Source organism: Zavarzinia marina, assembly GCF_021568905.1.
GTDB lineage: Bacteria > Pseudomonadota > Alphaproteobacteria > Zavarziniales > Zavarziniaceae > Zavarzinia > Zavarzinia marina.
Genome location: NZ_JAKGSB010000005.1, coordinates 36,815 through 59,247, shown reverse-complemented (window position 1 = coordinate 59,247; position 22,433 = coordinate 36,815). Strand labels below are relative to the sequence as shown.

20 protein-coding genes are annotated in these 22,433 nt (G+C 68.9%); 9 read left to right on the top strand and 11 right to left on the bottom strand.

Annotated features, from left to right (window positions below; translation table 11 throughout):
• Window positions 1-46: 46 nt before the first annotated feature.
• Entirely contained in the window at window positions 47-619 is a 573-nt protein-coding gene (locus L2U69_RS13865; RefSeq protein ID WP_236107717.1) for a gamma-glutamylcyclotransferase, read from the top strand.
• A 4-nt stretch (window positions 620-623) separates the two neighbouring features.
• On the opposite strand, the gene L2U69_RS13860 is transcribed toward L2U69_RS13865, so the two are convergent.
• The 5 genes from L2U69_RS13860 to ftsE form a co-directional block, all read right to left on the bottom strand.
• Window positions 624-4,088, bottom strand: coding sequence for an LAGLIDADG family homing endonuclease (locus tag L2U69_RS13860; protein WP_236107716.1), 3,465 nt, complete (start codon window positions 4,086-4,088; stop codon window positions 624-626).
• Between the two features lie 236 nt (window positions 4,089-4,324).
• Window positions 4,325-5,068 carry a lysophospholipid acyltransferase family protein gene (locus L2U69_RS13855; RefSeq protein WP_236107715.1) on the bottom strand — a complete coding sequence of 248 codons (744 nt, stop codon included), beginning with the start codon at window positions 5,066-5,068 and terminating at the stop codon, window positions 4,325-4,327.
• Entirely contained in the window at window positions 5,065-5,748 is a 684-nt protein-coding gene (locus tag L2U69_RS13850) for a YdcF family protein (RefSeq protein ID WP_236107714.1), read from the bottom strand. Before L2U69_RS13850 ends, L2U69_RS13855 begins: the two co-directional genes overlap by 4 nt.
• Window positions 5,748-6,629 carry a cell division protein FtsX gene (locus L2U69_RS13845; protein WP_236107713.1) on the bottom strand — a complete coding sequence of 294 codons (882 nt, stop codon included), beginning with the start codon at window positions 6,627-6,629 and terminating at the stop codon, window positions 5,748-5,750. Before L2U69_RS13845 ends, L2U69_RS13850 begins: the two co-directional genes overlap by 1 nt.
• A 2-nt stretch (window positions 6,630-6,631) precedes the next feature.
• Window positions 6,632-7,339, bottom strand: a complete 708-nt coding sequence (gene ftsE, locus L2U69_RS13840; protein ID WP_236107712.1) for a cell division ATP-binding protein FtsE — start codon at window positions 7,337-7,339, stop codon at window positions 6,632-6,634.
• Between the two features lie 151 nt (window positions 7,340-7,490).
• Between ftsE and L2U69_RS13835 the strand changes: the two genes are divergently transcribed.
• Genes L2U69_RS13835 through L2U69_RS13825 form a run of 3 tightly spaced genes read left to right on the top strand, consistent with a single transcriptional unit; the run spans window position 7,491 to window position 9,104 of the window.
• Window positions 7,491-8,159, top strand: a complete 669-nt coding sequence (locus L2U69_RS13835) for a DUF3426 domain-containing protein (RefSeq protein WP_236107711.1) — start codon at window positions 7,491-7,493, stop codon at window positions 8,157-8,159.
• Window positions 8,156-8,698, top strand: a complete 543-nt coding sequence (gene hpt, locus L2U69_RS13830) for a hypoxanthine phosphoribosyltransferase (protein WP_236107710.1) — start codon at window positions 8,156-8,158, stop codon at window positions 8,696-8,698. The genes L2U69_RS13835 and hpt overlap by 4 nt, the downstream gene beginning before the upstream one ends.
• A gap of 37 nt (window positions 8,699-8,735) precedes the next feature.
• Window positions 8,736-9,104 (top strand): response regulator, encoded by a 369-nt coding sequence (locus L2U69_RS13825; RefSeq protein ID WP_236107709.1) that lies wholly within the window; start codon window positions 8,736-8,738, stop codon window positions 9,102-9,104.
• A 122-nt stretch (window positions 9,105-9,226) separates the two neighbouring features.
• On the opposite strand, the gene L2U69_RS13820 is transcribed toward L2U69_RS13825, so the two are convergent.
• The 4 genes from L2U69_RS13820 to argH are packed head-to-tail and all read right to left on the bottom strand — an operon-like array spanning window position 9,227 to window position 14,612.
• Window positions 9,227-11,680 carry a TIGR02302 family protein gene (locus L2U69_RS13820; protein ID WP_236107708.1) on the bottom strand — a complete coding sequence of 818 codons (2,454 nt, stop codon included), beginning with the start codon at window positions 11,678-11,680 and terminating at the stop codon, window positions 9,227-9,229.
• A 1-nt stretch (window position 11,681) separates the two neighbouring features.
• A complete protein-coding gene (lysA, locus tag L2U69_RS13815) occupies window positions 11,682-12,956 on the bottom strand; it encodes a diaminopimelate decarboxylase (protein WP_236107707.1) in 1,275 nt (424 codons plus the stop codon).
• 10 nt (window positions 12,957-12,966) lie between these two features.
• Window positions 12,967-13,161 carry a hypothetical protein gene (locus L2U69_RS13810; RefSeq protein ID WP_236107706.1) on the bottom strand — a complete coding sequence of 65 codons (195 nt, stop codon included), beginning with the start codon at window positions 13,159-13,161 and terminating at the stop codon, window positions 12,967-12,969.
• A 26-nt stretch (window positions 13,162-13,187) separates the two neighbouring features.
• Window positions 13,188-14,612, bottom strand: coding sequence for an argininosuccinate lyase (argH, locus tag L2U69_RS13805; protein WP_236107705.1), 1,425 nt, complete (start codon window positions 14,610-14,612; stop codon window positions 13,188-13,190).
• Window positions 14,613-14,674: 62 nt separating this feature from the next.
• Between argH and L2U69_RS13800 the strand changes: the two genes are divergently transcribed.
• From L2U69_RS13800 to hemW, 4 genes are all read left to right on the top strand, one after another.
• On the top strand, window positions 14,675-15,244 hold the full coding sequence (locus tag L2U69_RS13800) for a TlpA family protein disulfide reductase (protein WP_236107704.1): 570 nt from the start codon (window positions 14,675-14,677) through the stop codon (window positions 15,242-15,244).
• Between the two features lie 79 nt (window positions 15,245-15,323).
• Window positions 15,324-16,043: a ribonuclease PH gene (rph, locus tag L2U69_RS13795; RefSeq protein WP_236107703.1), complete on the top strand. Its 720-nt coding sequence runs from the start codon at window positions 15,324-15,326 to the stop codon at window positions 16,041-16,043.
• Entirely contained in the window at window positions 16,043-16,645 is a 603-nt protein-coding gene (gene rdgB, locus L2U69_RS13790; protein WP_236107702.1) for an RdgB/HAM1 family non-canonical purine NTP pyrophosphatase, read from the top strand. Before rph ends, rdgB begins: the two co-directional genes overlap by 1 nt.
• A gap of 1 nt (window position 16,646) precedes the next feature.
• Window positions 16,647-17,828 carry a radical SAM family heme chaperone HemW gene (hemW, locus tag L2U69_RS13785; RefSeq protein ID WP_236107701.1) on the top strand — a complete coding sequence of 394 codons (1,182 nt, stop codon included), beginning with the start codon at window positions 16,647-16,649 and terminating at the stop codon, window positions 17,826-17,828.
• 55 nt (window positions 17,829-17,883) lie between these two features.
• Here hemW and L2U69_RS13780 read toward each other — a convergent pair whose 3' ends face one another.
• Together L2U69_RS13780 and L2U69_RS13775 are read right to left on the bottom strand one after the other, a co-directional pair.
• Complete coding sequence (locus L2U69_RS13780; RefSeq protein ID WP_236107700.1) at window positions 17,884-19,002, bottom strand: radical SAM protein; 1,119 nt, start codon at window positions 19,000-19,002, stop codon at window positions 17,884-17,886.
• Window positions 19,003-19,107: 105 nt separating this feature from the next.
• The gene (locus L2U69_RS13775; RefSeq protein ID WP_236107699.1) at window positions 19,108-19,929 is read right to left on the bottom strand and encodes an alpha/beta fold hydrolase; all 822 of its coding nucleotides are present in this window, start codon (window positions 19,927-19,929) and stop codon (window positions 19,108-19,110) included.
• Window positions 19,930-20,341: 412 nt separating this feature from the next.
• Between L2U69_RS13775 and L2U69_RS13770 the strand changes: the two genes are divergently transcribed.
• The gene (locus L2U69_RS13770; protein WP_236107698.1) at window positions 20,342-22,336 is read left to right on the top strand and encodes an SDR family oxidoreductase; all 1,995 of its coding nucleotides are present in this window, start codon (window positions 20,342-20,344) and stop codon (window positions 22,334-22,336) included.
• Window positions 22,337-22,433 lie beyond the last annotated feature (97 nt).

Genomic DNA, 22,433 nt, shown 5'->3' with positions numbered 1-22,433 from the left:
AGGCAATCCGGCGGATCGGGGAAAGCTTGCAGTGTCGGGAATGGAAATGGCGGCGGGTGATCTCTGGGTTTTCGGTTACGGGTCGCTGATCTGGCGGCCGGGCTTTCCCTTTCTGTCGGCGGTGCCGGCGGTGCTGCACGGCTATCACCGGGCGTTCTGCGTCTATTCGGAACATTACCGGGGCACGCCCGAACGGCGCGGCCTCGTCCTCGGGCTCGACCGGGGCGGCTGCTGCCGGGGCATGCTGTTCCATGTCGCGGCGGACGCGCGGGCGACGGTGCTCGCCTATCTGCGCGAGCGCGAGCTGGTCACCCATGTCTATGAGGAGAAGGTCGTGCCGGTCCGGACCGAGGCGGGCGCCACGGTCCGGGCCGTCACCTATGTCGCCGACCGGCGCCATGTCCAATATGCCGGCAAACTCTCGTTCGAGGACCAGGTCGCCGTGATCGCGGGCGCCGAGGGCAGCGCCGGCCGCAACCGCGACTATCTGGCGGCGACCGTCGCGGAATTGGAACGTCTCGGCCTGGTCGACGGCGTCCTCCACCGGCTCGACCGCGCCGTCCGCGCCATCCCGGCGCCGCCCCTCGGCGACCACGCGGTCGCGCATCTGACCCGCTGAGGCCTCACCCGCACTTGGAGTAACCGCAGGAGAAACAGGCGTCGCAGCCCTCCTGGCGCACCAGGCTGGGCTGGCCGCAGCGCGGGCAGGGGCGCGCGCCCTTGGGGCCGCCGGTCGCGGCGCCGCCGCCGCTCGCCTCGCCGCTGGTCGCCGCGTTCAGGAATTTCTCCGGCACTTCGACCTTCTGAGCCTGGATGAAGCCGATGTCGATCATGTGCTGCTCGATCACCTCGCCGATCGCGGCGAGGAGCGAGGGGACATAGCGGCCCTGCATCCAATAGCCGCCGCGCGGATCGAACACGGCCTTCAATTCCTCCACGACGAAGGCGACGTCGCCGCCGCGCCGGAACACGGCCGAGATCATGCGCGTCAGGGCGACGGTCCAGGCGTAATGCTCCATGTTCTTCGAATTGATGAAGACCTCGAAGGGCCGGCGCCGGCTCTCCTGCACCACGTCGTTCACGGTGATGTAGAGCGCGTGTTCGGATTCGGGCCAGCGCACCTTGTAGGTCTTGCCGGGCAGGACCTCGGGCCGGTCCAGGGGCTTGGTCATATAGACGATGCCGCCCGCCTCGTAGACGTCCTCGTGGCGCGCCGTGGCGGCGGGGGATTCGAGGGGCAGTTCGGGCTCGGCGGCCTTCGCCTCCTTCTTCGGCTGGACCGAGAGCACGGAACCCGTGACGTCGTTCGGGCGATAGGTGGTGCAGCCCTTGCACCCCTCGCGCCAGGCCATCAGATAGACGTCCTTGAAGGCGTCGAAGGAAATGTCCTCCGGACAATTGATGGTCTTGGAGATCGAACTGTCGACGTATTTCTGCACCTCGGCCTGGACCCGGACGTGGTCGGCCGGGCTCAGCACCTGGGCGTCGACGAAATAATCGGGCAGGGGCGCGTCGCCCTTCAGGCGGCGCCACAGGCGATAGGCGTAGTCGGTGACTTCCTCCTCCCGCCGCGTGCCGTCGGGCATCAGCACCTTGCGGGTATAGGCGAAGGAGAACACGGGCTCGAGCCCCGACGAGACATTGTCGGCGAAGAGCGAAATGGTGCCCGTCGGCGCGATCGAGGTGAGCAGGGCATTGCGGATGCCGTGTTCGGCGATCGCGGCGCGGACGTCGGCGTCGAGCGTCCTGATGCTTTCGCCGGCCAGATATTTCTCGCGGTCGAACAGGGGGAAGGGGCCTTTCTCCCGCGCCAGTTCGGCGGATTCGAGATAGGCGGCGCGCTGGATCGCCTTCATCCATTGCCCGATCAGGCGCAGCGCCATGGGCCCGCCATAGCGCGCCCGGCACATGATCAGCGCATCCGCGAGCCCGGTGACGCCAAGACCGATGCGCCGCTTCGCCCGCGCCTCCGCCGCCTGTTCGGGCAGCGGGAAGTTCGAGGTGTCGACGACATTGTCCATCATGCGGATGGCGGTGCGCACCACCGTCTCCAGCGCGGCGAGGTCGAGCGCCGCCTCCTCCGCGAAGGGATCGGTCACGAAACGCGCCAGATTGACCGAGCCGAGCAGACAGGCGCCGTAAGGCGGCAGGGGCTGTTCACCGCAATTGTGGACATAGAGGCCATTGGCATCGAAGGCATTGATGCCCGGCACGGAAACGTCGAATACGGGGGCTTCGCCCGCCGCCGTGACCGCCTTCACCGTCGCGGCGAAGATTTCCCGGTTGGGGGCGCGGCGGAAGGCCTCGATCTGGCCGTCCAGGCGGCGCTGTTTCGCCGTGTCCGTGAAACCGATCCGGTCGCGAAAGCGCAGCACGTTGGACCGCGCGACGATCAGTTCGAACTGCGGCCGGGTCGGATAGGCGCCTGTGCCGCCCTTGCCGTCGGGCAGGATGCTCTCGCCGGCGGGGCGGCGGTCGTAGAGGCGCGCGATCACGCCGAAGCGGGCCAGCATGCGCTGGACCGCGCGCAGGAGGTCGCGGTCGCTCTGGGCGAGGCGGATACTGATGCCCTTGGCCTGTGTGCCCTGAACGCTGCCGTCGCAATCGAAGAGGGCGCGCAGGAAGGCGCGCTGGAAGGCGGCGGAAGCGGCTTCGACGGCGGGCGTCACGGTCTTTCGCCCCGGCGCCATGCCGTAGGCGGCGGCCAGATCGGCGATCGCCTTCATCTTCAGACGATATTCGCCCCGGCCCTGGATTTCGTGCCAGCCGGCGAAATCGCTGCGGTGGGGCAATTGCCGCGCCGCGTCCTCGATCTCGCGCATCAGGGCGAAGGCGGGATCGCCGGCCGATGCGCCGTTCACGGCCTCGGCCTGCGGCCAGACGCTGAGCACGCCGGCCTCGGCCTTGAGGGTGCCGTCGCCGACCAGCATGCCGAGAAGCAGCCCCTCGCCAGCGGTGCCCCGGCCGGGCCAAGCGGCTTCGCCGGCATGATCGTTCAGGACGATCTCGTCACCGGGGCGGAGAGCGCCGGCGGCGGTCCACGCCGTCTCGCGCCGAAAGCGGGTGCGGGCGGCGATCTTCAGGACCTTGTGATCGGCGGTCAGGCGCAGGCGGAAGCCGTCGAGGGTCTCGAGGTCGACCACGGGCTTGGTGCCGGTCGGAAAGAAACCGCGCGGGTCGGTGGCATGGGCCTTGCCGTCCACCATGGCGGCGAAGGGGCGGCCGACGAGATCGGCGACCCGGCGCGGGCCGTCGGCGGTATGGACCCAGGTATCGGCGGTGACGCAGGGGTTTGTCGCGCTGATCGTCTCCGCATACCAGAGATTGTTAAGGCGGTTGATGCGGTCGATGAAGATGACGCCCGGTTCGGCATAGGCGTAGGTCGCGCGCATGATGGTGTCCCACAGCTCGCGCGCCTGGATGGTCTTGTAGACCGTGCCGCCGAAGGTCAGGTTCCAGGCATCGTCGGCCGCGACCGCCGCCATGAAATCGTCGGTGACGAGGACGGAGAGGTTGAACATGCGCAGCCGGCCGGCATCGCGCTTGGCGGCGATGAAGGCTTCGATGTCCGGATGGTCGCAGCGCATGGTCGCCATCATGGCGCCCCGGCGCGAGCCCGCCGACATGATGGTGCGGCACATGCTGTCCCAGACGTCCATGAAGGGCAGGGGGCCCGAGGCGTCGGCGCCGACGCCCTTCACCGGCGCGCCCTTGGGCCGCAGCGTCGAGAAGTCGTAGCCGATGCCGCCGCCCTGCTGCATGGTCAGCGCCGCCTCGCGCAGGTGCTCGAAGATGCCCGACATGTCGTCGGGGATCGTGCCCATGACGAAGCAGTTGAACAGGGTCACCTTCCGGTCGGTGCCGGCACCCGCCATGATCCTTCCCGCCGGCATGAAGCGGAAATCCTGCAGGGCGTCGCGGAACGCCGCCTCGTGAACCGCGCGATTCGCCGTCTCGGGCGCCGCCAGGGCGGCGGCGACGCGGTCCCAGGTCTCTTCCACCGTGGCATCCAGGGGCCGGCCTTCCGCATCCTTCAGGCGGTATTTCATGTCCCAGATCTGCTGGCTGATCGGCGCGATCGACACCATGGCGGTCCTCATTCTCAAGGGGCTTCCCCGAGAGCGGGGCGGAACGGCGGGCTCGACAGAGTGGCAGCCGGTCAAACCCCGGTCAAGGTTTCGTTCTCGATTTGTTTCCACAGGTGGCCAAATCACAAAATGCTGATTTTCCTGAGGAATTCCACTTATCCCCAGATTCAACAATTCGTGGATGACCAGTTATCCACAATCCAGATGTTGTGGCGACCCAAATGTTCTCGATTCGTCTATGGTGCCATATCTTGGGGCCGACGGCCGACCGCGGCCAGGGCGTCCGAGGCCGCCTCGATCTTGGCTTCCAGTGTCGTCATGAAGGGCTCGCGGCGCAATCCCGGTGGTATCGGGGCCAGGAACTCGACGGTGATGGTGCCGGGCGGACGACGGAAGGCGCGGCGCGGCCAGACGATGCCGGAATTCAGCGCGACCGGCACGCAGGGCACGCCCAACTGGCCGTAGATCGCGGCGACGCCCGGCTGATAGGGCATTTTGGCGCCGACGGCGACGCGGGTGCCCTGGGGAAAGATCAGGACGGCGCGCCCCTCGGCGATCCGGGCCTTGGCCTGTTTCACCATGTCCTTCAGGGCCTTGGCGCCGGCGCCGCGGTCGATCGGGATATTGCCGGTCGAAAGGATGTACCAGCCGTAGAAGGGGATCCAGGTCAACTCGCGCTTCAGGACGACGGCGGGCATGCCGCAAATCGCGAGGAGGGCGATCGTATCCCAGGCCGACTGATGCTTGGCCGCGATCAGCACCGGGCCGTCGGGCAGGTGATGTCGGCCCTTGATCTCGATCCTGACGCCGCAGATCAGGCGCAGGCCCAGGTTCACCCCGGCGATCCAGAAGCGGGCCGCGAAGAGGCCGAGGGTCCGGGGCATGGCCAGCGCCGGCAGCATCAGGATCGCGACCAGGGCGGTCCAGACATAGAAGAACAGGTTGAACAGGGCCGAGCGCAGCCACAGCAGCGGTCTCATGGGGTGTCCTTCGGTGGCGCGCCGCCCGCCTCGGCGGGCGACAGTTGCTCGGTCCTGGGTGATGCGGGGGCCGTGCCCTCGGCGATCGGCGCCTCGACCGTGCCGGCCGTCTCGGGCGCGATCTCGGCCAGGCGCTGGCGGACCAGGGCCGCGGTGTATTTGGCGAATTCGAGCGGTGCCGTCACCGCCGGCAGGGTGCCGCTGTCGAAGCTGCGCTCGGGGAACACCGGATGGGGCAGCAGCACGACTTCGGGCAGGGCGCGGTTCAATTCGGCCAGCGCCCGGGGCATGTGATAGGCGGCGGTCACCACCCGCAGTGTCGCCATGCCGTGGGCCCGGGCCCATGCCGCCGCCTCGTCCGCGTTGCCGATGGTGTTGCGCGCCTGATAGCCGAGATCGACGCAGCAGTTGAACATGGCGTCCGGCAACGCCGCCAGCCGGGCGCGGATGTCCTCCGGCCCCGAATCGGTCGAAACGCCCGAGACCAGCAGGCGCCCGGCGAGGCCCTTGGCCATCACCGCCGCCGCCTCGTCGAGGCGGAGCGCACCGCCGGTCAAGACGACGATGCCGTCGGTCGCGCGCTCCGGCTCCGCCACCGCGACCGGGATGCGGCCCAGGAACCAGCCATAGGCGCCGAAGACGAAGCAGAGCAGGAAGCCGAGCAGGCGAAGCGCGCGCATCAGGCCAGCCGCCTCAGGGCGCGGTTCACGGTCAGGCCGGCGGTCGCCGTGGTCAGCGCCGCGACCAGCGGCGGAATGGCGAGAAGGGGCACCAGCGCCCGCATGAAATCGCCCATCGCCGGCAGGAAGGGCGAATCGAGGGATTGGGCATAGAGCGCGAAGCCGTAGACGGCGACGGCCCCGACCGCCACCCCGATCAATCCGCCGACGAAGCCGAGGATGAGGAAGCGGCGCTCGAATTCGCGGGCCACGATCCGGTCGCGGGCGCCGATCTGATGCACGATCTCGATGATGCCGTGATGGGCGGCGAGGCCGGCGCCGGTGGCGAAGACCACCACGGCCGCCAGGCAGAAGGCGACCAGGGCGACGACGCAATAGGCCGAAAGCTCGACCGCGCCCGCGATCTCGCCGATCTCGTCCAGGCTCTCGACCGCGGCCTCGACCCGCGCGCCCTTGACCAGCTTGCCGATCCGCTCGGCCAGGGCCGCGGGATCGAGGGTCATGCCCGGCGTCGCGACGATGTCGATCAGGACCGGCAGGGGCAGGTCGCCGACGGCGGCATCGCGCCCCAGCCAGGGCTCCAGCAGGGTCTGCATGGTCTGCGCGGGGACGACCTCTGCGGCGATCACGCCTTCGGTCTCGGCCAGGAGGTCGACGACCCGGGCCACGGTCTCGTCGTCGACGGCGCCGGTCTGGGCCGTCGGCAGTTCGACCGTATAGCGCCCGGCCAGTTCGCTCTGGAAGCTGGCCAGCGAACGCTCGATGCCGATCGCGGCCGCCGACGCCAGGGTCAGCAGCAGCACCATGGTGGCGATGATCGCGGGCACCAGGCGGCTCGACAGCGCGCCGCGCGGCAGAAGATGCAGGCTGCGCAAAAACATGATCAGTGCGGGCGCCCCCCGAAGCCGGTGCTCCCGAAGCCGGCAGCGGTCAGGGGGCCGGCGCTCAGCTCGCCCCGCACCAGCCGCAGCACGGCGGCGCGGTGGCGTTCCATCATGGCGATGTCGTGGGTGGCGATGACGATCGTGGTGCCGATTCGGTTCAGCTCCTGAAACAGATGCATCAGCCGGTCGCCCATGTCGGGGTCGACACTGCCCGTCGGCTCGTCCGCGAGCAGCAGGCGGGGCCTGGCGATCACCGCGCGCGCGATCGCGACGCGCTGCTGTTCGCCGCCCGAAAGCTCCGGCGGGGTGGCGCCGGTCCGGTCCGCCAGCCCGACCCAGCCGAGCAATTCGTCGACATGGGCGCGCACCTCGGCTTCGGCGGTCCGGGAAAGGCGCAGCGGCAGGGCGACGTTGTCGAAGACGGTCATGTGGTCGATCAGGCGGAAATCCTGGTAGACGACGCCGATCTGGCGCCGCAGTTCGGGCAGGGCCTGGCGCGGCAGGCGCGACAGGTCGCGGCCCAGGATCTCGATCATGCCGCGCGATGGCCGATGGGCGAGAAACATGAGCTTGAGCAGGGAGGATTTTCCGGCCCCGCTCGCCCCGGTGAGATAGGTGAAGGAGCCGCGTGGCAAGTCGAAGGAGATGTCGCGCAACACTTCCTGGCCGACGCCATAGCGCATCCCGACATTGTCGAACCGTACCATGACCGCTGCCTGTTGGTGGAACCGGCACCATGGCATGAAGCGGGACCCGAGGCCAAGCCCCCGGCGTCGGCGCGCCGTACCCCGCAAAGGCTGGCAGGCGGCGGCGACTCCGCCTATAAAGGCCGCTACGTCTTCATTCGATCCGTCACGCATGATCATCACCTGTCCTTCCTGCAGCACCCGCTATCTGCTGCCGCCCGCCGCCCTGGCACCGGCGGGGCGCGAGGTGCGCTGCGCACGCTGCGGACACGCCTGGTTCCAGGCCCCGCCGGCGGACATGCCCCGCACCGTCGACCTGACGGAGCCGGTGCGCGCCCATGGCGCCGCCGGCCTCGCCGCCGACATGGACCGGCCGCGCAATCTGCCGGCCACGGCGGCGCAACCCCGGCGCCGCTCCGGCGCCGTCGGCTGGATCCTGTTCGTGCTGGTGCTGGGCGGCGCCCTGGGGGCGGCCGCCGTCTATCGCGACCGGATCGTCGAGGCCTGGCCGCCGTCCGCCAAACTGTTCGAGCTGGCGGGGCTGCCGGTCGCCGAATACGGCCTGACCCTGTCCGATCCCGTCAGCGAGCGTTCGACCGAGGGCGGGGCGGAAATCGTCTCGGTCACCGGCATCGTCCGCTCCACCCTGGAGAGCGAGCGGCCGGTACCGCCGATCTGGATCAGCCTCCTGGACGACAGCGGCCGCGTCTTGCGCCGCGAGATGACGACGGCGGAACCGGCGCTGCTGCCGCCCGGCGGCGAGGCCCGCTACCGGGTGCGCTTCGCCGCCCCGCCAACGGAGGCGACGAGGGTCGCCGTGACTTTCGGAGAAGCGCCATGACCCGCCCGGTTGTCGAGGGCAAGACCGTTCGTACCCTGTTCGACGCCCCGGTGATCGACGCCCGCGTGAAGGAACTGGCCAAGGAGATCGTCGCCCGGCTGGGCACGAATTTCGTCGTCGTGCCCATCCTGAAGGGCAGCTTCATGTTCGCCGCCGACCTTCTGCGCGCGCTCCATGCCGAGGGCGCGCTGGTCGAGGTCGATTTCGTCATCCTGTCGTCCTATGGCGACCGCACCACCAGTTCCGGCCAGGTGACGGTGCAGCGCGACATTTCCATCATCGTGCGCGACAAGAAAGTGCTGCTGGTGGACGACATTCTGGAATCGGGCCGCACGCTCTCCTTCGCCAAGGACCTGATGGCGGCGCGTGGCGCCGACGTGCAGCTCTGCGTCCTCCTCGACAAGCCGAAGAAGCGCGAGAACGCCCTCGAATCGGATTTCGTCGGCTTCGAATGCCCGGAACGTTTCGTCGTCGGCTACGGCATGGACGTCGCCAACTGCTTCCGGGAACTGCCCTTCATCGGCGTCGTCGAAACCTGACGAATCGGGGCCCGACGAATCGGGGAAAGAGCGTGCCATGGCCCGCATCCTGGTGGCCGAGGACGAAAGCGCGATCGCCGAATTCATCCGCCGTGCCCTGACGGCGGCAGGTCATCAGGCCACCGTCGCCGCCGATGGTGCCGCCGCCTGGCGCCTCGCGCTGGCCGAGGATTTCGATCTCCTTCTCTCCGACGTCCGGATGCCGGTGATGGACGGCGTCGCGCTGGCGCTGGCGCTGGGCGCCGACCGGCCGGACCTGCCGGTCCTGCTCATGACGGGCTTCGCCAGCGAACGGGAACGGGCGGACGATCTCGCCGGTTTCGTCTCGGGCGTCCTCCAGAAGCCCTTTTCGATGGCCGATCTGCTGGCCGCCGTGGCGGCCGCGCTGTCGGCGCGGAATGCCTGAATTATATAGAATAATATACTCGTCGCCCCGGCGAAGGCCGGGGCCTTCATCCGGAAGAGGCGCCCTTTCCGTCGAAAGATCCCGGCCTGCGCCGGGATGACGAAAAATCTCGGATTCGGTGCTCAGAAACGGTCGAGCAGGCGGCGGATGTAGTCCAGTTCCTCCGCCGGGCGGGTGCGGTCGCCGGCGCGGCGCTGCAATTCGTTCAGGATTTCGCGCACGCGCTTCGCCTCCGCCTCCGTCGGCACGCGGACGTCGTTGCCGGAGCCGAATTCGCGGCCGGGCCGGGGCCGGCCCAGGGGGTCGCGCTCGTCACCCGGTTCCTGACCCGCGCCCTGGCCCTGGCCGCGCCGCAAGCCCAGTTGCTGCGCCATCTGCTCGCCGAGATCCTGCAAGCCTTCGCGCAGCGCCGACAGGGCCTGGCCCTGGGCCTCGGCGGCGGCGGCCGGATCGTCGCCTTCGAGAGCGCCGCGGGCCCGGTCCATGGCCCGTTCGGCTTCCGTCAGCGAATCGGGCATGGGCAGGCCGGCCTCGCCCAATTGGCGCAGCATCTCGCCCAATTGCCGGCGCAGGTCTTCCTGGTCGCGGGCCAGCCCGCTCATGTCGCCGCCGGGAGCGGGGCGGGGCTGGCCGTTCTGTCCGCCGGGCATGGCGCCGCCCTGTCGCCGCTGCTGCTCGGAAAAGGCCTGGTCGCGCAATTCGCCCTGGCGGCGCAGCATGTCGCTCAATTGCTGCATGCCCTGGTCCATGGCGCGGGCGGCCGGATTGTCCTGCATCAGGCCCTGCATGGCCTGAAGGTTCTCGAGCATTTCGCGCAGGTTCTGCAGGGTCTGGCGCGCCGCCTCGCGCGATCCGGCCTCGGCCGCGCGCTGGGCCTCGTCGATCATGCGCTGCAGGTCGCGGTCGGTCAGCAGGCGCCCGCCGGGGATCGGCTGCAGTTCCTGCAGATTGCCGCCCCAGCGCTGCGCCTCCATCGCCAGCGCCTGGAGATATTCCGCCATGGCCCGGCGCAACTCGTCCATCAATCGCGCGACCTCGGCATCCGAGGCGCCGGATTCCAGGGCTTCCTCCAGCGCCTCCTGGGCTTCGCGAAGACTGGCCAGGGCCGACGGCACGCGTCCCTCGTCGAGGTCGAGGGCGATTTCCCACAGGAGATCGACCACCCGCGCATCCGATTCGGCGTCCGTGTTGCGATAGAGCGAGAAGACCGAGGTCACCAGCCCCAGATAGACCGAAATCCGCTCGCCGAAAGCGCCGGGGACGCTGGCGATGTCGGCCAATGTGTCGGCCACCTTGCGCCTTTCGCGCGGATGCGACACCAGGTGCTTCCGGGCGGCGACGATGGCGCGGGCGACGGGATGGCGGAACTCGCGCTCGGGCAGGGTGATGGTGACCGGATCGGACAGGCCGGTCTGGTCCAGGGCATCCCTGGCGGTCAGCACCGCCGCCACCTCCAGCCCGGCCCAGGGATGGGCGGTCAGGTCGCGGAAGGCCACACCCTTGGCCTCGGCCCGGCCGGTGCCGCCGCCGAGCGGCACGCTCAGCACGTCCGGCCGGTCGGGCAGGCGCAGTTCGAGGGCGACGGCGGCGATGCCGTAATCGTCCTCCGCCTCGTAGGCGATGCGCAGCACGCGGCGTTCGGTGGCGCTCAGGGGGGCGGTGAAGGCGACCTCGGGGGGCGTGTCGGCCACGACTTCGAGGGGCCAGGCGGCGATTTCATCGTCGCCGTCCAGCAGGCGCAGGGTCGTGCCGGCCTGGACCGGCACCTCGCCCGCGAAACTGCCTTCCTCGACCGGGTCGAGGGCGACGCGCGCCTCGCCGAAGCCGATCCGGCCCGCCTCGACGCCATAGAGCCGGGCGACCACGGTGGAGCCGGCGGCGACCCGCAGCGCCTGCCCGGGCGTCAGTCCCTGCGCCCCGAGATAGAGCGGCGGCAGCCGGGTATAGGCGGGCGGCGTGATCCAGGCGGTGAAATCCGTCGTCGCGCCCGCCGGGGCCGGACCCGTCTTGCCGAAGCGCGGCATCAGGGCGTCCGTCAGGCGGGGCACGGCTTCCGGCCCGGCGGCCACGGCCGCGACCACCAGCGCCGGCACCACCAGTGCCCTGAGGGCCCAGGGATCGCGCCGCGCCATCTGCGGGCGCGGGCCATGGACCGAAAGGCGCCCGGCATTCCGCGCCGCGCGTTCGCGGTGCAGGCGCCACAATGCCGCCGTCATGTCGTCTTCCGCGCCGGCGGCCAGATCGTCCTCCAGTACTTCGAGGGCGCGGTGGGGCACCTTGTTGTCGACCTCGAGGCGCCGCCGCGCCGCCGCTTCCGGCGCCAGGCGCAGCGCCGCCGGCACCCGGCGCCAGCCGAGGATGAGGGCCAGCCCGAACAGGCCGAGGAGGATGGCATGGAGAGTGCCGGGCAGGATGTCGAAGAAGCCGGCGAAGGCGAGGGCCGCGAAGACGGCGGCGACGCCGAGCCCGGGCAGCAGTGCCGGCCCCAGGGTCTCGAGGGTCAGGACGACGCGGGCGGCGGTCAGCCGGCGCCGAAAGGCCCGATCGCCCCCCCTCGCCGTGGCGCCGCCCGCCATATCAGCTCGCCCCGAGCCAGGGCGGCAGGTGGTCGAGGCCGATGACGGTATCGACCGGCATGCGTTCCCGCACCACCGCGAATTGGCCGCCGTCCACCAGCACCTCGGGCACCAGCGGCCGCGTGTTGTAGGTCGAGGCCATGACCGCGCCATAGGCGCCGGCCGAGAGCACGGCGATCAGATCGTCTTCCGCCAGCGGCGGCATGGGGCGGCCCAGGGCGATGAAGTCGCCCGTCTCGCACACCGGGCCGACGATGTCGACCGGGGCGACCGGCGCGTCCGGTCCCGCCGCCACCACCGGCAGGACGCCGTGGTACGCATCATAGAGGGTCGGGCGGAGCAGATCGTTCATGGCCGCATCCACGATCACGAAGGTCTTCGCCGTCGCCTTCTTCACATAGAGCACGCGGGTGACCAGCACCCCGGCATTGCCCACGATCAGGCGACCCGGCTCCAGAATGATGCCACAGCCGAGATGTCCCGTCGCCCTTTTCACGATGTCGGCGTAATGGGTCGGCTCGGGCGGGACCAGGCGGTTTTCCTCGTAGGGAATGCCGAGCCCGCCGCCGAGGTCGAGCCGGTCGATGGCATGGCCGTCGGCCCGCAGCACCGCCACCAGTTCGGCGACCTTGCGGAAGGCGGCCTCGAAGGGTTCGAGGGCGGTGAGCTGGCTGCCGATGTGGACGTCGACGCCGACGACGCGGATCCCCGGCAGGGCGGCGGCGCGGGCATAGACCTCGCGCACCCGCTCCCAGGCGATGCCGAACTTGTTCTCGGCCTTGCCGGTCGAGATCTTGGCGTGGGTCATGGCGTCGACGTCCGGGTTCACGCGGATGGTGATGGGCGCCACCATGTCCTTGCCCGCCGCGACCGCCGACAGGCGCTCCAGCTCCGGTTCCGATTCGACGTTGAACTGATGGATGCCGGCATCCAGCGCCATGGCCATCTCCTCGGCGGTCTTGCCGACGCCGGAAAAGACGATGCGCGAAGCCGGCACGCCGGCGGCCAGCGCCCGCTTCAACTCGCCGCCCGAGACGACGTCGGCGCCGGCGCCCTGGCGCGCCAGGGTGGCGATGACGGCCTGGTTGGAATTGGCCTTCAGGGCATAGCACACCAATGCCTTCTGGTCGGCGAAGGCATCGGCGAAGACGCGGAAATGGCGCTGCAGGGTCGCCGTCGAATAGCAGTAGAAGGGCGTGCCGACGGCGGCGGCGATCGCCTCGACCGAGACGTCCTCGGCGAACAGCCGGCCGTCGCGATACTCGAAATGATTCATGGCGGGTCCGTCAGAAGATCGGCTGCGGCGTGGTGCCGGAGGTATTGCTCTCGTAGGTGCCGTGCTGGCGCGGCTGGGTCGTCTCCGGCAGGTTGACGGTCTGGCCGGTGTCGGGGCGCATGGGATCGCCGCGCTTGCCGCAGGCCGCGGTGCCGAGCAGGGCGGCGGCCACCAGGGCCAGGGTCAGGACCTTACGCATCGCCATTCCTCATCCCTACCATTTCCTGGCCCTCAAAGCCCGAGACGGCCGCGCGCCGCCCGGATCTGGAAGCGCACGCTCTCGGGCGCGGTGCCGCCGAAGCTGATGCGGCTGGCGACCGAATTGTCGACCGAAAGCACGTCGAACACCGCCTGCGTGATCCGCGGTTCGACGCCCTGCATGTCCGCGAGCGAGAGCGCGTCGAGGTCGATGCCCCGGGTCTCCGCCAGCTTGACGATCCGGCCGGTGACGTGATGGGCCTCGCGGAACGGCATGTTCAGCGCCCGGACCAGCCAGTCGGCGAGATCGGTCGCGGTCGAGAAGCCGGTGCCGGCGGCGGCCTTCAGCACCTCGGCGTTGGGTGTCAGGTCGGCGACCATGCCGGCCATGGCGTCGACCACCAGTTCGATCGAGTCGGCGGCGTCGAAGACCGGTTCCTTGTCTTCCTGCATGTCCTTGGCATAGGCCAGCGGCAGGCCCTTCATGACGATCAGCAGGGCGTTCAGGGCGCCGATCACCCGGCCGACCTTGGCCCGGCTCAGTTCCGCCGCATCCGGATTGCGCTTCTGCGGCATGATCGAGGAACCGGTGGTGAAGGCGTCGGTGAAGGAAACGAAGCGGAACTGGGCGCTGGTCCAGATCACCATCTCTTCCGCCAGGCGCGACAGATGCACGCCCAGGATCGAGGCGGCGGCCATGTATTCGAGCGCGAAATCGCGCGACGACACGCTGTCCAGCGAATTGGCCGTCGGCCGGTCGAAGCCGAGGTCGGCCGCCGTCATGTGGCGGTCGATGGGAAAGGAGGTGCCGGCCAGGGCGGCGGCGCCCAGCGGACATTCGTTCAGCCGCGCGCGGGCGTCGGTCAGGCGGCCCAGGTCCCGTTCCAGCATGGCGACGAAGGCCATCATGTGATGGCCGAAGGTGATGGGCTGCGCGACCTGGAGATGGGTGAAGCCGGGCATCACCACCTCGGCATGGGCGTCCGCCTGATCGAGAAGCGCGCCCAGGAGTTTCCGCACGCCGGCCCCCAGGCGGTCGATCGCATCGCGCACCCAGAGGCGGAAATCGGTCGCCACCTGATCGTTCCGCGACCGCCCGGTGTGCAGGCGGCCGGCGGCGGGGCCGATCAGCTCGGCCAGCCGGGCCTCGACGTTCAGGTGGATGTCCTCGCGGTCCTTGCGGAAGGCGAAGCGGCCCTCCTCGATCTCCGCCTTCACGGCGTCGAGGCCGGCCTGGATCTTTTCGCCGTCCTCCCTTGTCAGGATGCCGGTCGCGACCAACATGCGGGCATGGGCCTTTGACCCCGCAATGTCCTGGGCGTAGAGCTTGCGGTCGAAATCGATGGAGGCGTTGATGCGCTCCATGATCTCGGCCGGGCCGCGTTCGAAGCGCCCGCCCCACATCTGGTTGGAGGTGGCGGGGGCGGGGACGGAAGTCTTGCTGTCTTGGTCGGGCATCGAAGGAAACTGACTTTGGTACCTGGGGCTCGGGAGCGGCACAGCATCACGGGAGAGAAGACATGAAACTGCTGCCGGTTGTCGCGATCGTGGCCGCCGTCGTCGCGGTGGCCGGGGCGGTCGCCGTCCAGGGGCTCGTGAGTCCGGCTCCCGAAGCCACCCGGGCGGCCGGGATCGCGAACTTTAGCCCGAGCGATGCGCCGAAGCCAGCACCCGACACGGCCTTCCGCGATGCGAAGGGCGAGCGCCTGACCCTGGCCGATTTCAAGGGCAAGGTGCTGGTCGTGAATTTCTGGGCCACCTGGTGCGCGCCCTGTGTCGAGGAAATGCCGTCCCTCGGCCGCCTGGCCGAGATCGGCGAGGCCGAGGGGATCGAAGTCCTGGCGCTTTCGGCCGATCAGACCGACCTGCCGGACGAGACGGTGCGCGCCTTTCTGGCGAAGAACGAGGCCGGCAATCTGGCGGTCTATCGCGACGACGGCATGGCGGTGGCGCGCAGTCTTTCCGTGCGCGGCCTGCCGACGACCGTGATCATCGACGCCGAGGGCAATATGCGCGGCACCGTTCTCGGCACGGCCGATTGGGCGTCGGACGCGGCGCTGGCGCTGATCCGTTCGTTCCGGCCGGTCTGATTCGCGACGCGGCGCGTGCAAGGCCGCGCCCGAGAGGCTAAAAGGGCGGCCGGAACAGTCCCTTGTTGAGGAAAATCTCATGCGCGCCCATGGCCGCGAGGCCGACCAGCTGCGGCCCATCAGCCTCGAACCCGGTTTCTCCAAGCATGCCGAAGGCTCCTGCTTCGTGCGTTTCGGCGACACCCATGTGCTCTGCACCGCCTCGATCGACGAGAAGGTGCCGTCCTGGCTGCGCGGCCAGGGCCGGGGCTGGGTCACCGCCGAATACGGCATGCTGCCCCGCTCCACCCACAGCCGGAACGACCGCGAGGCGGCGAAGGGCAAGCAGTCGGGCCGCACCCAGGAGATCCAGCGCCTGATCGGCCGGGCACTGCGCGCCGCCATCGACCTCGAAAAACTGGGCGAGGTCTCGATCAAGATCGACTGCGACGTGATCCAGGCCGACGGCGGCACCCGCACCGCCTCGGTCACCGGGGCCTATGTGGCACTTCATCAGGCGATCGAACTCTTGATGAACAAGGGCACGCTGAAGGAAAACCCGATAAGGACCGAGGTCGCGGCCGTCTCCTGCGGTCTCGTCGGCGGCAAGGCGCTGCTCGACCTCGATTATTCCGAGGACAGCACGGCGGAGGCGGATGCCAATTTCGTCCTGACCGGCACGGGCGAGATCGTCGAGATCCAGGGCACGGCCGAAGCCGCCCCCTTCACGGCGGAACAATTCGCCAATCTCTTCGCGCTGGCGCAGAACGGCATCACGCGGCTCACCACCTATCAGCGCCAGGCGCTGGGGCTCTATTGATGAAACTGTCGGGCCGGCTGGTGGTCGCCAGCCACAACAAGGGCAAGGTGCGGGAGATCGGCGATCTCCTCGCTCCCTTCGGGATCGCGCCGGTCTCGGCCGGCAGCCTCGGCCTGCCCGAACCGGAAGAGACCGAGACCACGTTTGCCGGCAATGCCGAACTGAAGGCGCGGGCGGCGGCGCTGGCGTCGGGTCTGCCGGCGCTGGCCGACGACTCGGGTCTCTCGGTCGAGGCCCTGGGCGGCGATCCCGGCGTCTATTCGGCGCGCTGGGCCGGCCCGTCCAAGGATTTCGCCGTCGCCATGGAGAAGATCGAGGCCCTGCTGCGCGAAAAAGGCGCGCTGACGCCCGACGCGCGGCGCGCCTGGTTCACCTGCGCCCTGTCGCTGGCACGGCCCGACGGCACCTGCACCACATTCGTCGGCGAGGTTCACGGCCATCTGGTCTGGCCGCCGCGCGGCACCAACGGCTTCGGCTATGATCCCGTGTTCCAGGCCGACGGCATGGACGTGACCTTCGGCGAGATGGAACCGGCGGCGAAACACGCCATCAGCCACCGCGCGCGGGCCTTCGCCCAATTGGTCGACAGCCTGAAGGGCTGAGATGGCGCCGGCGCCGCATTCTCCCCGTGCCGGCGATCCGGGCGCAATCGCGCTCTACGTCCATTGGCCGTTCTGCAAGTCGAAATGCCCCTATTGCGACTTCAACAGCCATGTCCGCGATGCGGTGGATCACGCCGCCTGGGCCCGCGCCCTGGTGGCGGAGGTGGAACGGGTGGCCGCGCAGGCGCCGGGCCGGGTGCTGACCTCGATCTTCTTCGGCGGCGGTACGCCGTCCCTGATGGCGCCCGCGACCGTGGACGCGGTGATCGCGGCGGCGGACCGGGCCTGGACTTTCGCGCCCGACATCGAGATTACCCTCGAAGCCAATCCGACCTCGGTCGAGGCGGGCAAGCTGCGCGATTTTCGGGCCGCAGGGGTCAATCGCGCCAGCCTCGGCGTGCAGTCCCTGGCGGAAGAGGATCTCCGCTTCCTCGGCCGCCAGCATTCGGCGGCGGAGGCGATGGCGGCGGTCGCGGAAGCCCGCGCGGTCTTCCCCCGGGTCTCCTTCGACCTGATCTATGCAAGGCCGGGCCAGACCGTGGAAAGCTGGGCGGCGGAACTCGACCATGCGCTGTCCTTCGGACCCGACCATCTGTCGGTCTATCAATTGACGATCGAGGAAGGCACCGCCTTTCACGCCGCCGTCCGCCGGGGCGACTGGTCGCCCCCGGACGAGGATACCCAGGCCGCGCTCTACGAGGCGACGGGGGACATCCTTGCCGCCGCCGGCCTGCCCGCCTATGAAATCTCCAACCACGCCCGGCCGGGGAACGAGAGCCGTCACAATCTGACCTATTGGCGCTATGGCGATTACGCCGGGATCGGCCCCGGCGCCCATGGCCGTCTGTGCCTCGATGGTGGCGCCGTCGCGACGGCGGCCTACCGCAAGCCCGAGACCTGGATGGAAGCCGCCGGCCGGGGCGACGGCACCGAGAGCATCACGTCCCTCGATCCCGAAACCCGCGTCGACGAAGCGGTCATGATGGGCCTGCGCCTCGCCGAGGGCGTGCCCATTGCCCGTCTCGAACGCCTGGGCGGCCGCCCCTTCGCCGAGCTGATCGCGCCCTGGCGCGTCGAGCGGCTGGTGGCCGGCGGCTTTCTGTCGATGGCGGAGGGCGTCCTGACCGCGACCGACAGGGGCCGCGCCGTGCTCAACGGCCTGCTCGGCGAACTGCTGGCCTGATCTGCCCCCCCTCACCCCGAACGGGCCGAGGGGTGAAGCGTCGCTTCCGGGCGGATCAGCCCCGCCACAGCATGACGGCGGGATTGCCCGGGACATCCATTTCCGCCGGCAGGTCGTGATAGGGGATGTCCTGCCCGCGATGGCGGAACAGGGCGGTGCCGGCGGTGCGGTCGCGCGCGACCAGATGTTCGCGGCGGAATTTGCCGAGCGGGCTGTCGAAGGTCAGGGCCGTCGCGTTGATCCAGCTCGGCGTTTCGGCCGAAAGCCGGTCGTGGATCGCGAACAGACGGTCCAGGGTCAGGCGGAAGGCGGCGGAATGATGGATCGGGTCCGGCGCGAAGAGGGAGAGATTGCGCACCCGCGCCTCGTCCAGCCGCAGCAGCAGGCGGGCCAGCAGGCCGGCATCGTCATTGACGCCGCGCAGGATCGGGAACTGGTTGTATTGCCGGATCCCGGCCCGGTCCAGGCGGTGGAACAGGTCGGCCACCCGGTCGCAGATCTCATAGGGATGCACCACGTGATGGACGAGGCGGACACCGGCCTCGGCCAATAGGCCGATCTTGTCGCCCTTGTCGAAGAACGGGGGCGCGAAGACGGCGCAGCGCGTGTGCAGCCGGATGGAATCGAGTTGCGGCAGGGCGCGGAGGCGGCTCAACACCCTGTCGAGTGCGGCGGGTGACAGGGTCAGGGGATCGCCGCCGGACAGGATCACCTCGCGGATCGCGGGATCGGCGCGGACGTGATCGGTCAGGGCCGCCAGCGTCTCGTCCAGATCCGCCGGGTCGTCGCCCTGCATTTCGGTCAGCACGTCCTGGCGGAAGCAATATTGGCAATGGGCGGCGCAGCGCGGCGTGACCAGGAACAGCACCCGGTCGGCATACTTCTGCACGATGGCGCGGGACGCGGTCTTCATGTTGCTGCGGTCGTCGACGAAATCCGCCACTTCGCCCGGCGCGCGCTGGTCCAGCCGCTCGCGGCTCGGATAGACCACCCGGTGCAGGGGCCCCCGCGTGTGGCCCAGGGCCGCGGCTTCCGCCGCCAGCTTCTCGGCATAGAAGCCGGTCACCTTGATCGGCAGCAGCCGCGCCTCTCCGGCCAGAACGCCATAGGCGGCATTCAGTGCCGCCTGTTCGGCGTCGGGCGAAGGGGATCGGCGTAGGGCCGTTTGGCTCAAGGCAAGTCTCCGACTGGGGGATCGCTGCTGTTTAGGCCGAAGTGGCGCCGGGGACAATGGGGAGAGAGGCAAGGCGGACGGGGTGATCCCGCCCGCCTTTCGGACTCACGCCTTGATGAAGGCGAGGACGTCGGCGTTGAATTTCTCGGGCTCGGTCTGGGCCAGGCCGTGGGGCGCGCCCGGATAGACCAGGAGCCGGGCATCCTTCACGATCGCGGCGCTGAGCCGGCCCGAGGCGTCGATCGGCACGATCTGGTCGTCGTCGCCGTGGATCACCAGGGTCGGCACCGCGATCGCCTTCAGGTCGGCGGTATAGTCGACTTCCGAGAATTCATGGATGCAGTCGTATTGGCCCTTGATGCCGCCGGCCATGCCCTGGAGCCAGAAGCTGTCGCGCAGGCCCTGGTTCACGGCGGCGCCGTCGCGGTTGAAGCCGTAGAACGGCAGGGTCAGGTCCATGAAGAACTGCGAGCGGTCCAGCGCCGTGCCCTTGCGGATGCCGTCGAAGACCTCGATCGGGGTGCCGTTCGGATTGGCCTCGGTCTTCAGCATCAGGGGCGGCACGGCACCGACCAGCACCACCTTGGCGACCCGGCTGTTGCCGTGACGGCCGACGTAATGGGCGACTTCGCCGCCGCCGGTCGAATGGCCGATCAGGATCACGTCCTTCAGGTCCAGATGCTCGATCAGTTCCGCCAGGTCGTCGGCATAGCGGTCCATGTCGTTGCCGGCCCAGGGCTGGGCCGAGCGGCCGTGGCCGCGCCGGTCGTGGGCGATCACGCGATAGCCGTTCTCGGCGAAGAACAGCATCTGGGCGTCCCAGGCATCGGCGCTCAGCGGCCAGCCGTGGGAAAAGACGATCGGCTGGCCCGAGCCCCAGTCCTTGTAGAAGATTTCGGTGCCGTCGGTGGTGGTGAAGGTGGTCATGGTCGTCACTCCTGTTTCATCGCTGCTGGAAAGAGGGCCCGCGAAGGCCCGGGGAAGGGAAAGCCCGATCCCGAGAAGTCCGCCGGCGGCAAGCACCAGGCGGCGGGTGGTTCCGGTATTGGGTTGGTCGGTCATCGGCGGGCTCCATCGTTTGCCGGCAATTAGATTGTGTACAACTAAATAATCCCGTCGGACGAGGCTGTCAATACGCGCAATTAAATTGTGTACGATTTTTTATGTGGCGCCGGCCGAAGGCCCGGTCGAAGCCGGCGTTTCCCACGGCGGGCGAAGCGCTTCGCTTGACCTTAAGGGAAAGCGATTCCCTCTCCCCTTATCCGTGTAATGGTGTCTAGACTGGCGGCGACGCACGGCCGGAGAAAAGGCCGGCGACAGGGAGAACCGGGGGAGAGGCATGAGCTATTTCGTCACCGGCGGCACGGGGTTTCTGGGCCGCAATCTGATCGACGCCCTGCTGAAACGTGACGGCACCATCTATGTCCTGGTGCGGGCGGGATCGAGGAAGAAACTGGAAGCCCTGAAGGAAGAGCGCTGGGAACGCGACGCGGAACGCATCGTCGGCATCACCGGCGACCTGGGCAAGAAGCGCCTCGGCGTCTCCAAGGCGGACATGGAGAAACTGGCGGGCAAGATCGCCCATGTCTTCCATCTCGCCGCCATCTACGACCTGACCAACGAGGATCAGGAAGCCCAGGTGAAGGCCAATGTGGAGGGCACGCGCAATGCCGTGACCTTCGCCGAGGCCGTGGGCGCCAAGCAGTTCCACCATACCTCGTCGATCGCCGCCGCCGGCCTCTACGAAGGCTATTGGCGCGAGGACATGTTCGAGGAATGGGCGGCGGACGATCACCCCTATTACCGCACCAAGCACGACAGCGAGCTGATCGTGCGCGAGGAATGTTCCATTCCCTGGCGCATCTATCGTCCCGGCATCGTCGTCGGCCATTCCGAGACCGGCGAGATCGACAAGATCGACGGGCCCTATTTCTTCTTCAACCTGATCCTGCAGCTGCGCCGCGCCATCCCGCAGTGGATCTCGCTGCTGGGCATCGAGGGCGGTCTGCTGAACATCGTGCCGGTCGACTACGTCGCCCGCGCCATGGACCATATCGGTCACAAGCCGGGGCTGGAGGGCCGGGCCTTCCACCTGACCAACCCGAAGCACAATCGGGTCGGCGAGGTGGTCAATATCTTCGCCAAGGCGGCGGGGGCGCCGCAATTCTCGCTCCGCGTCGACAGCCGGGTGTTCGGTTTCATTCCGGGCGGCATGCGCGCCATGCTGGCCAATCTGCCGCCCATCCGCTCGATCATCGACACGGTGCTGGGCGGCTACGGCATTCCGCGCCAGGCCCTGAAGTTCTTCAACTATCCGACCAAATTCGACAATCGCGATACCGCCAAGGCCCTGAAGGGCTCGGGCATCGCCTGCCCGCCGCTGGCGGACTACGCGGGCTTCATCTGGGACTATTGGGAACGTCACCTGAACCCGGAACTGCACCGCGACCGCTCGCTGGCCGGTTCGGTCGGCGGCAAGGTGGTGGTGATCACCGGCGCCACCTCGGGCATCGGTCTCGAGACCGCGAGGAAGGTGGCGGCGGCGGGCGCCAGGACCATCATCTGCGCCCGCAAGCAAGAGGAACTGGACGCGGTGCAGGCCGAATTGCGCGCGGCCGGCGGCGACGTCCACGCCTATTCGGTCGACGTCGCGGAGATGGAGAGCTGCGATCGCTTCATCGCCGCCGTCCTCAAGGACCACGGCCACGTCGACGTTCTGGTCAATAACGCCGGGCGTTCCATCCGCCGTTCGGTGAACCTCTCCTACGACCGCTTCCATGATTTCGAGCGCACCATGGCGGTCAACTACTTCGGGGCGCTGCGCCTGATCATGGGCTTCCTGCCCGTGATGTCGTCGCGGAAGTCCGGCCACATCGTGAACATCCTCTCGATCGGGGTGCAGGTGAACCAGCCGCGTTTCTCCGCCTATGTCGCGTCGAAGGCGGCGCTGGGCGCCTTCTCGCGCTGCGCGGCGCCGGAATTCCATCACCGCAACGTCACCTTCACCAATATCTACATGCCGCTGGTCCGCACCCCGATGATCGCGCCGACCAAGATGTACGACCACATCCCGACGCTCTCGCCGGACGATGCGGCCAATCTGATCGTGCGCGGCATCGTCGAGAAGCCGAAGCGGATCGCGACCCGCCTCGGCACCATGGGCGAACTGCTGTGGGCGGCGGCACCGGACGTCACCAACATCCTGTTCAACACCACCTTCCGCCTGTTCCCGGATTCGGCGGCGGCCAGGGGCGAGAAGACGGCTGATGTCGAAGGCGCGCCCTCGACCGAGGCGGTGGCGCTCGCCGCCCTGACCAAGGGCCTGCACTGGTAGGCAGGCGGCGACCGCCGGCCGGCTTGCCCGGATCGACACCTCGGGGCTTGCGCATGTTTTCTCGTGCGCAAGCCCATCGCGCACCATATATATGGTC

What these genes read in the sequence shown, in the direction of transcription:
- L2U69_RS13820 (WP_236107708.1), bottom strand. Translation starts at nt 11,680, where the DNA reads ATGGCGGGCGGCGCCACGGCGAGGGGGGGCGATCGGGCCTTTCGGCGC.
- L2U69_RS13860 (WP_236107716.1), bottom strand. Translation starts at nt 4,088, where the DNA reads ATGGTGTCGATCGCGCCGATCAGCCAGCAGATCTGGGACATGAAATAC.
- L2U69_RS13810 (WP_236107706.1), bottom strand. Translation starts at nt 13,161, where the DNA reads ATGGCGATGCGTAAGGTCCTGACCCTGGCCCTGGTGGCCGCCGCCCTG.
- L2U69_RS13850 (WP_236107714.1), bottom strand. Translation starts at nt 5,748, where the DNA reads ATGCGCGCGCTTCGCCTGCTCGGCTTCCTGCTCTGCTTCGTCTTCGGC.
- rph (WP_236107703.1), top strand. Translation starts at nt 15,324, where the DNA reads ATGCGCGCCCATGGCCGCGAGGCCGACCAGCTGCGGCCCATCAGCCTC.
- ftsE (WP_236107712.1), bottom strand. Translation starts at nt 7,339, where the DNA reads ATGGTACGGTTCGACAATGTCGGGATGCGCTATGGCGTCGGCCAGGAA.
- hemW (WP_236107701.1), top strand. Translation starts at nt 16,647, where the DNA reads ATGGCGCCGGCGCCGCATTCTCCCCGTGCCGGCGATCCGGGCGCAATC.
- L2U69_RS13855 (WP_236107715.1), bottom strand. Translation starts at nt 5,068, where the DNA reads ATGAGACCGCTGCTGTGGCTGCGCTCGGCCCTGTTCAACCTGTTCTTC.
- L2U69_RS13835 (WP_236107711.1), top strand. Translation starts at nt 7,491, where the DNA reads ATGATCATCACCTGTCCTTCCTGCAGCACCCGCTATCTGCTGCCGCCC.
- hpt (WP_236107710.1), top strand. Translation starts at nt 8,156, where the DNA reads ATGACCCGCCCGGTTGTCGAGGGCAAGACCGTTCGTACCCTGTTCGAC.
- L2U69_RS13770 (WP_236107698.1), top strand. Translation starts at nt 20,342, where the DNA reads ATGAGCTATTTCGTCACCGGCGGCACGGGGTTTCTGGGCCGCAATCTG.
- argH (WP_236107705.1), bottom strand. Translation starts at nt 14,612, where the DNA reads ATGCCCGACCAAGACAGCAAGACTTCCGTCCCCGCCCCCGCCACCTCC.
- rdgB (WP_236107702.1), top strand. Translation starts at nt 16,043, where the DNA reads ATGAAACTGTCGGGCCGGCTGGTGGTCGCCAGCCACAACAAGGGCAAG.
- L2U69_RS13825 (WP_236107709.1), top strand. Translation starts at nt 8,736, where the DNA reads ATGGCCCGCATCCTGGTGGCCGAGGACGAAAGCGCGATCGCCGAATTC.
- L2U69_RS13845 (WP_236107713.1), bottom strand. Translation starts at nt 6,629, where the DNA reads ATGTTTTTGCGCAGCCTGCATCTTCTGCCGCGCGGCGCGCTGTCGAGC.
- L2U69_RS13865 (WP_236107717.1), top strand. Translation starts at nt 47, where the DNA reads ATGGCGGCGGGTGATCTCTGGGTTTTCGGTTACGGGTCGCTGATCTGG.
- lysA (WP_236107707.1), bottom strand. Translation starts at nt 12,956, where the DNA reads ATGAATCATTTCGAGTATCGCGACGGCCGGCTGTTCGCCGAGGACGTC.
- L2U69_RS13800 (WP_236107704.1), top strand. Translation starts at nt 14,675, where the DNA reads ATGAAACTGCTGCCGGTTGTCGCGATCGTGGCCGCCGTCGTCGCGGTG.
- L2U69_RS13775 (WP_236107699.1), bottom strand. Translation starts at nt 19,929, where the DNA reads ATGACCACCTTCACCACCACCGACGGCACCGAAATCTTCTACAAGGAC.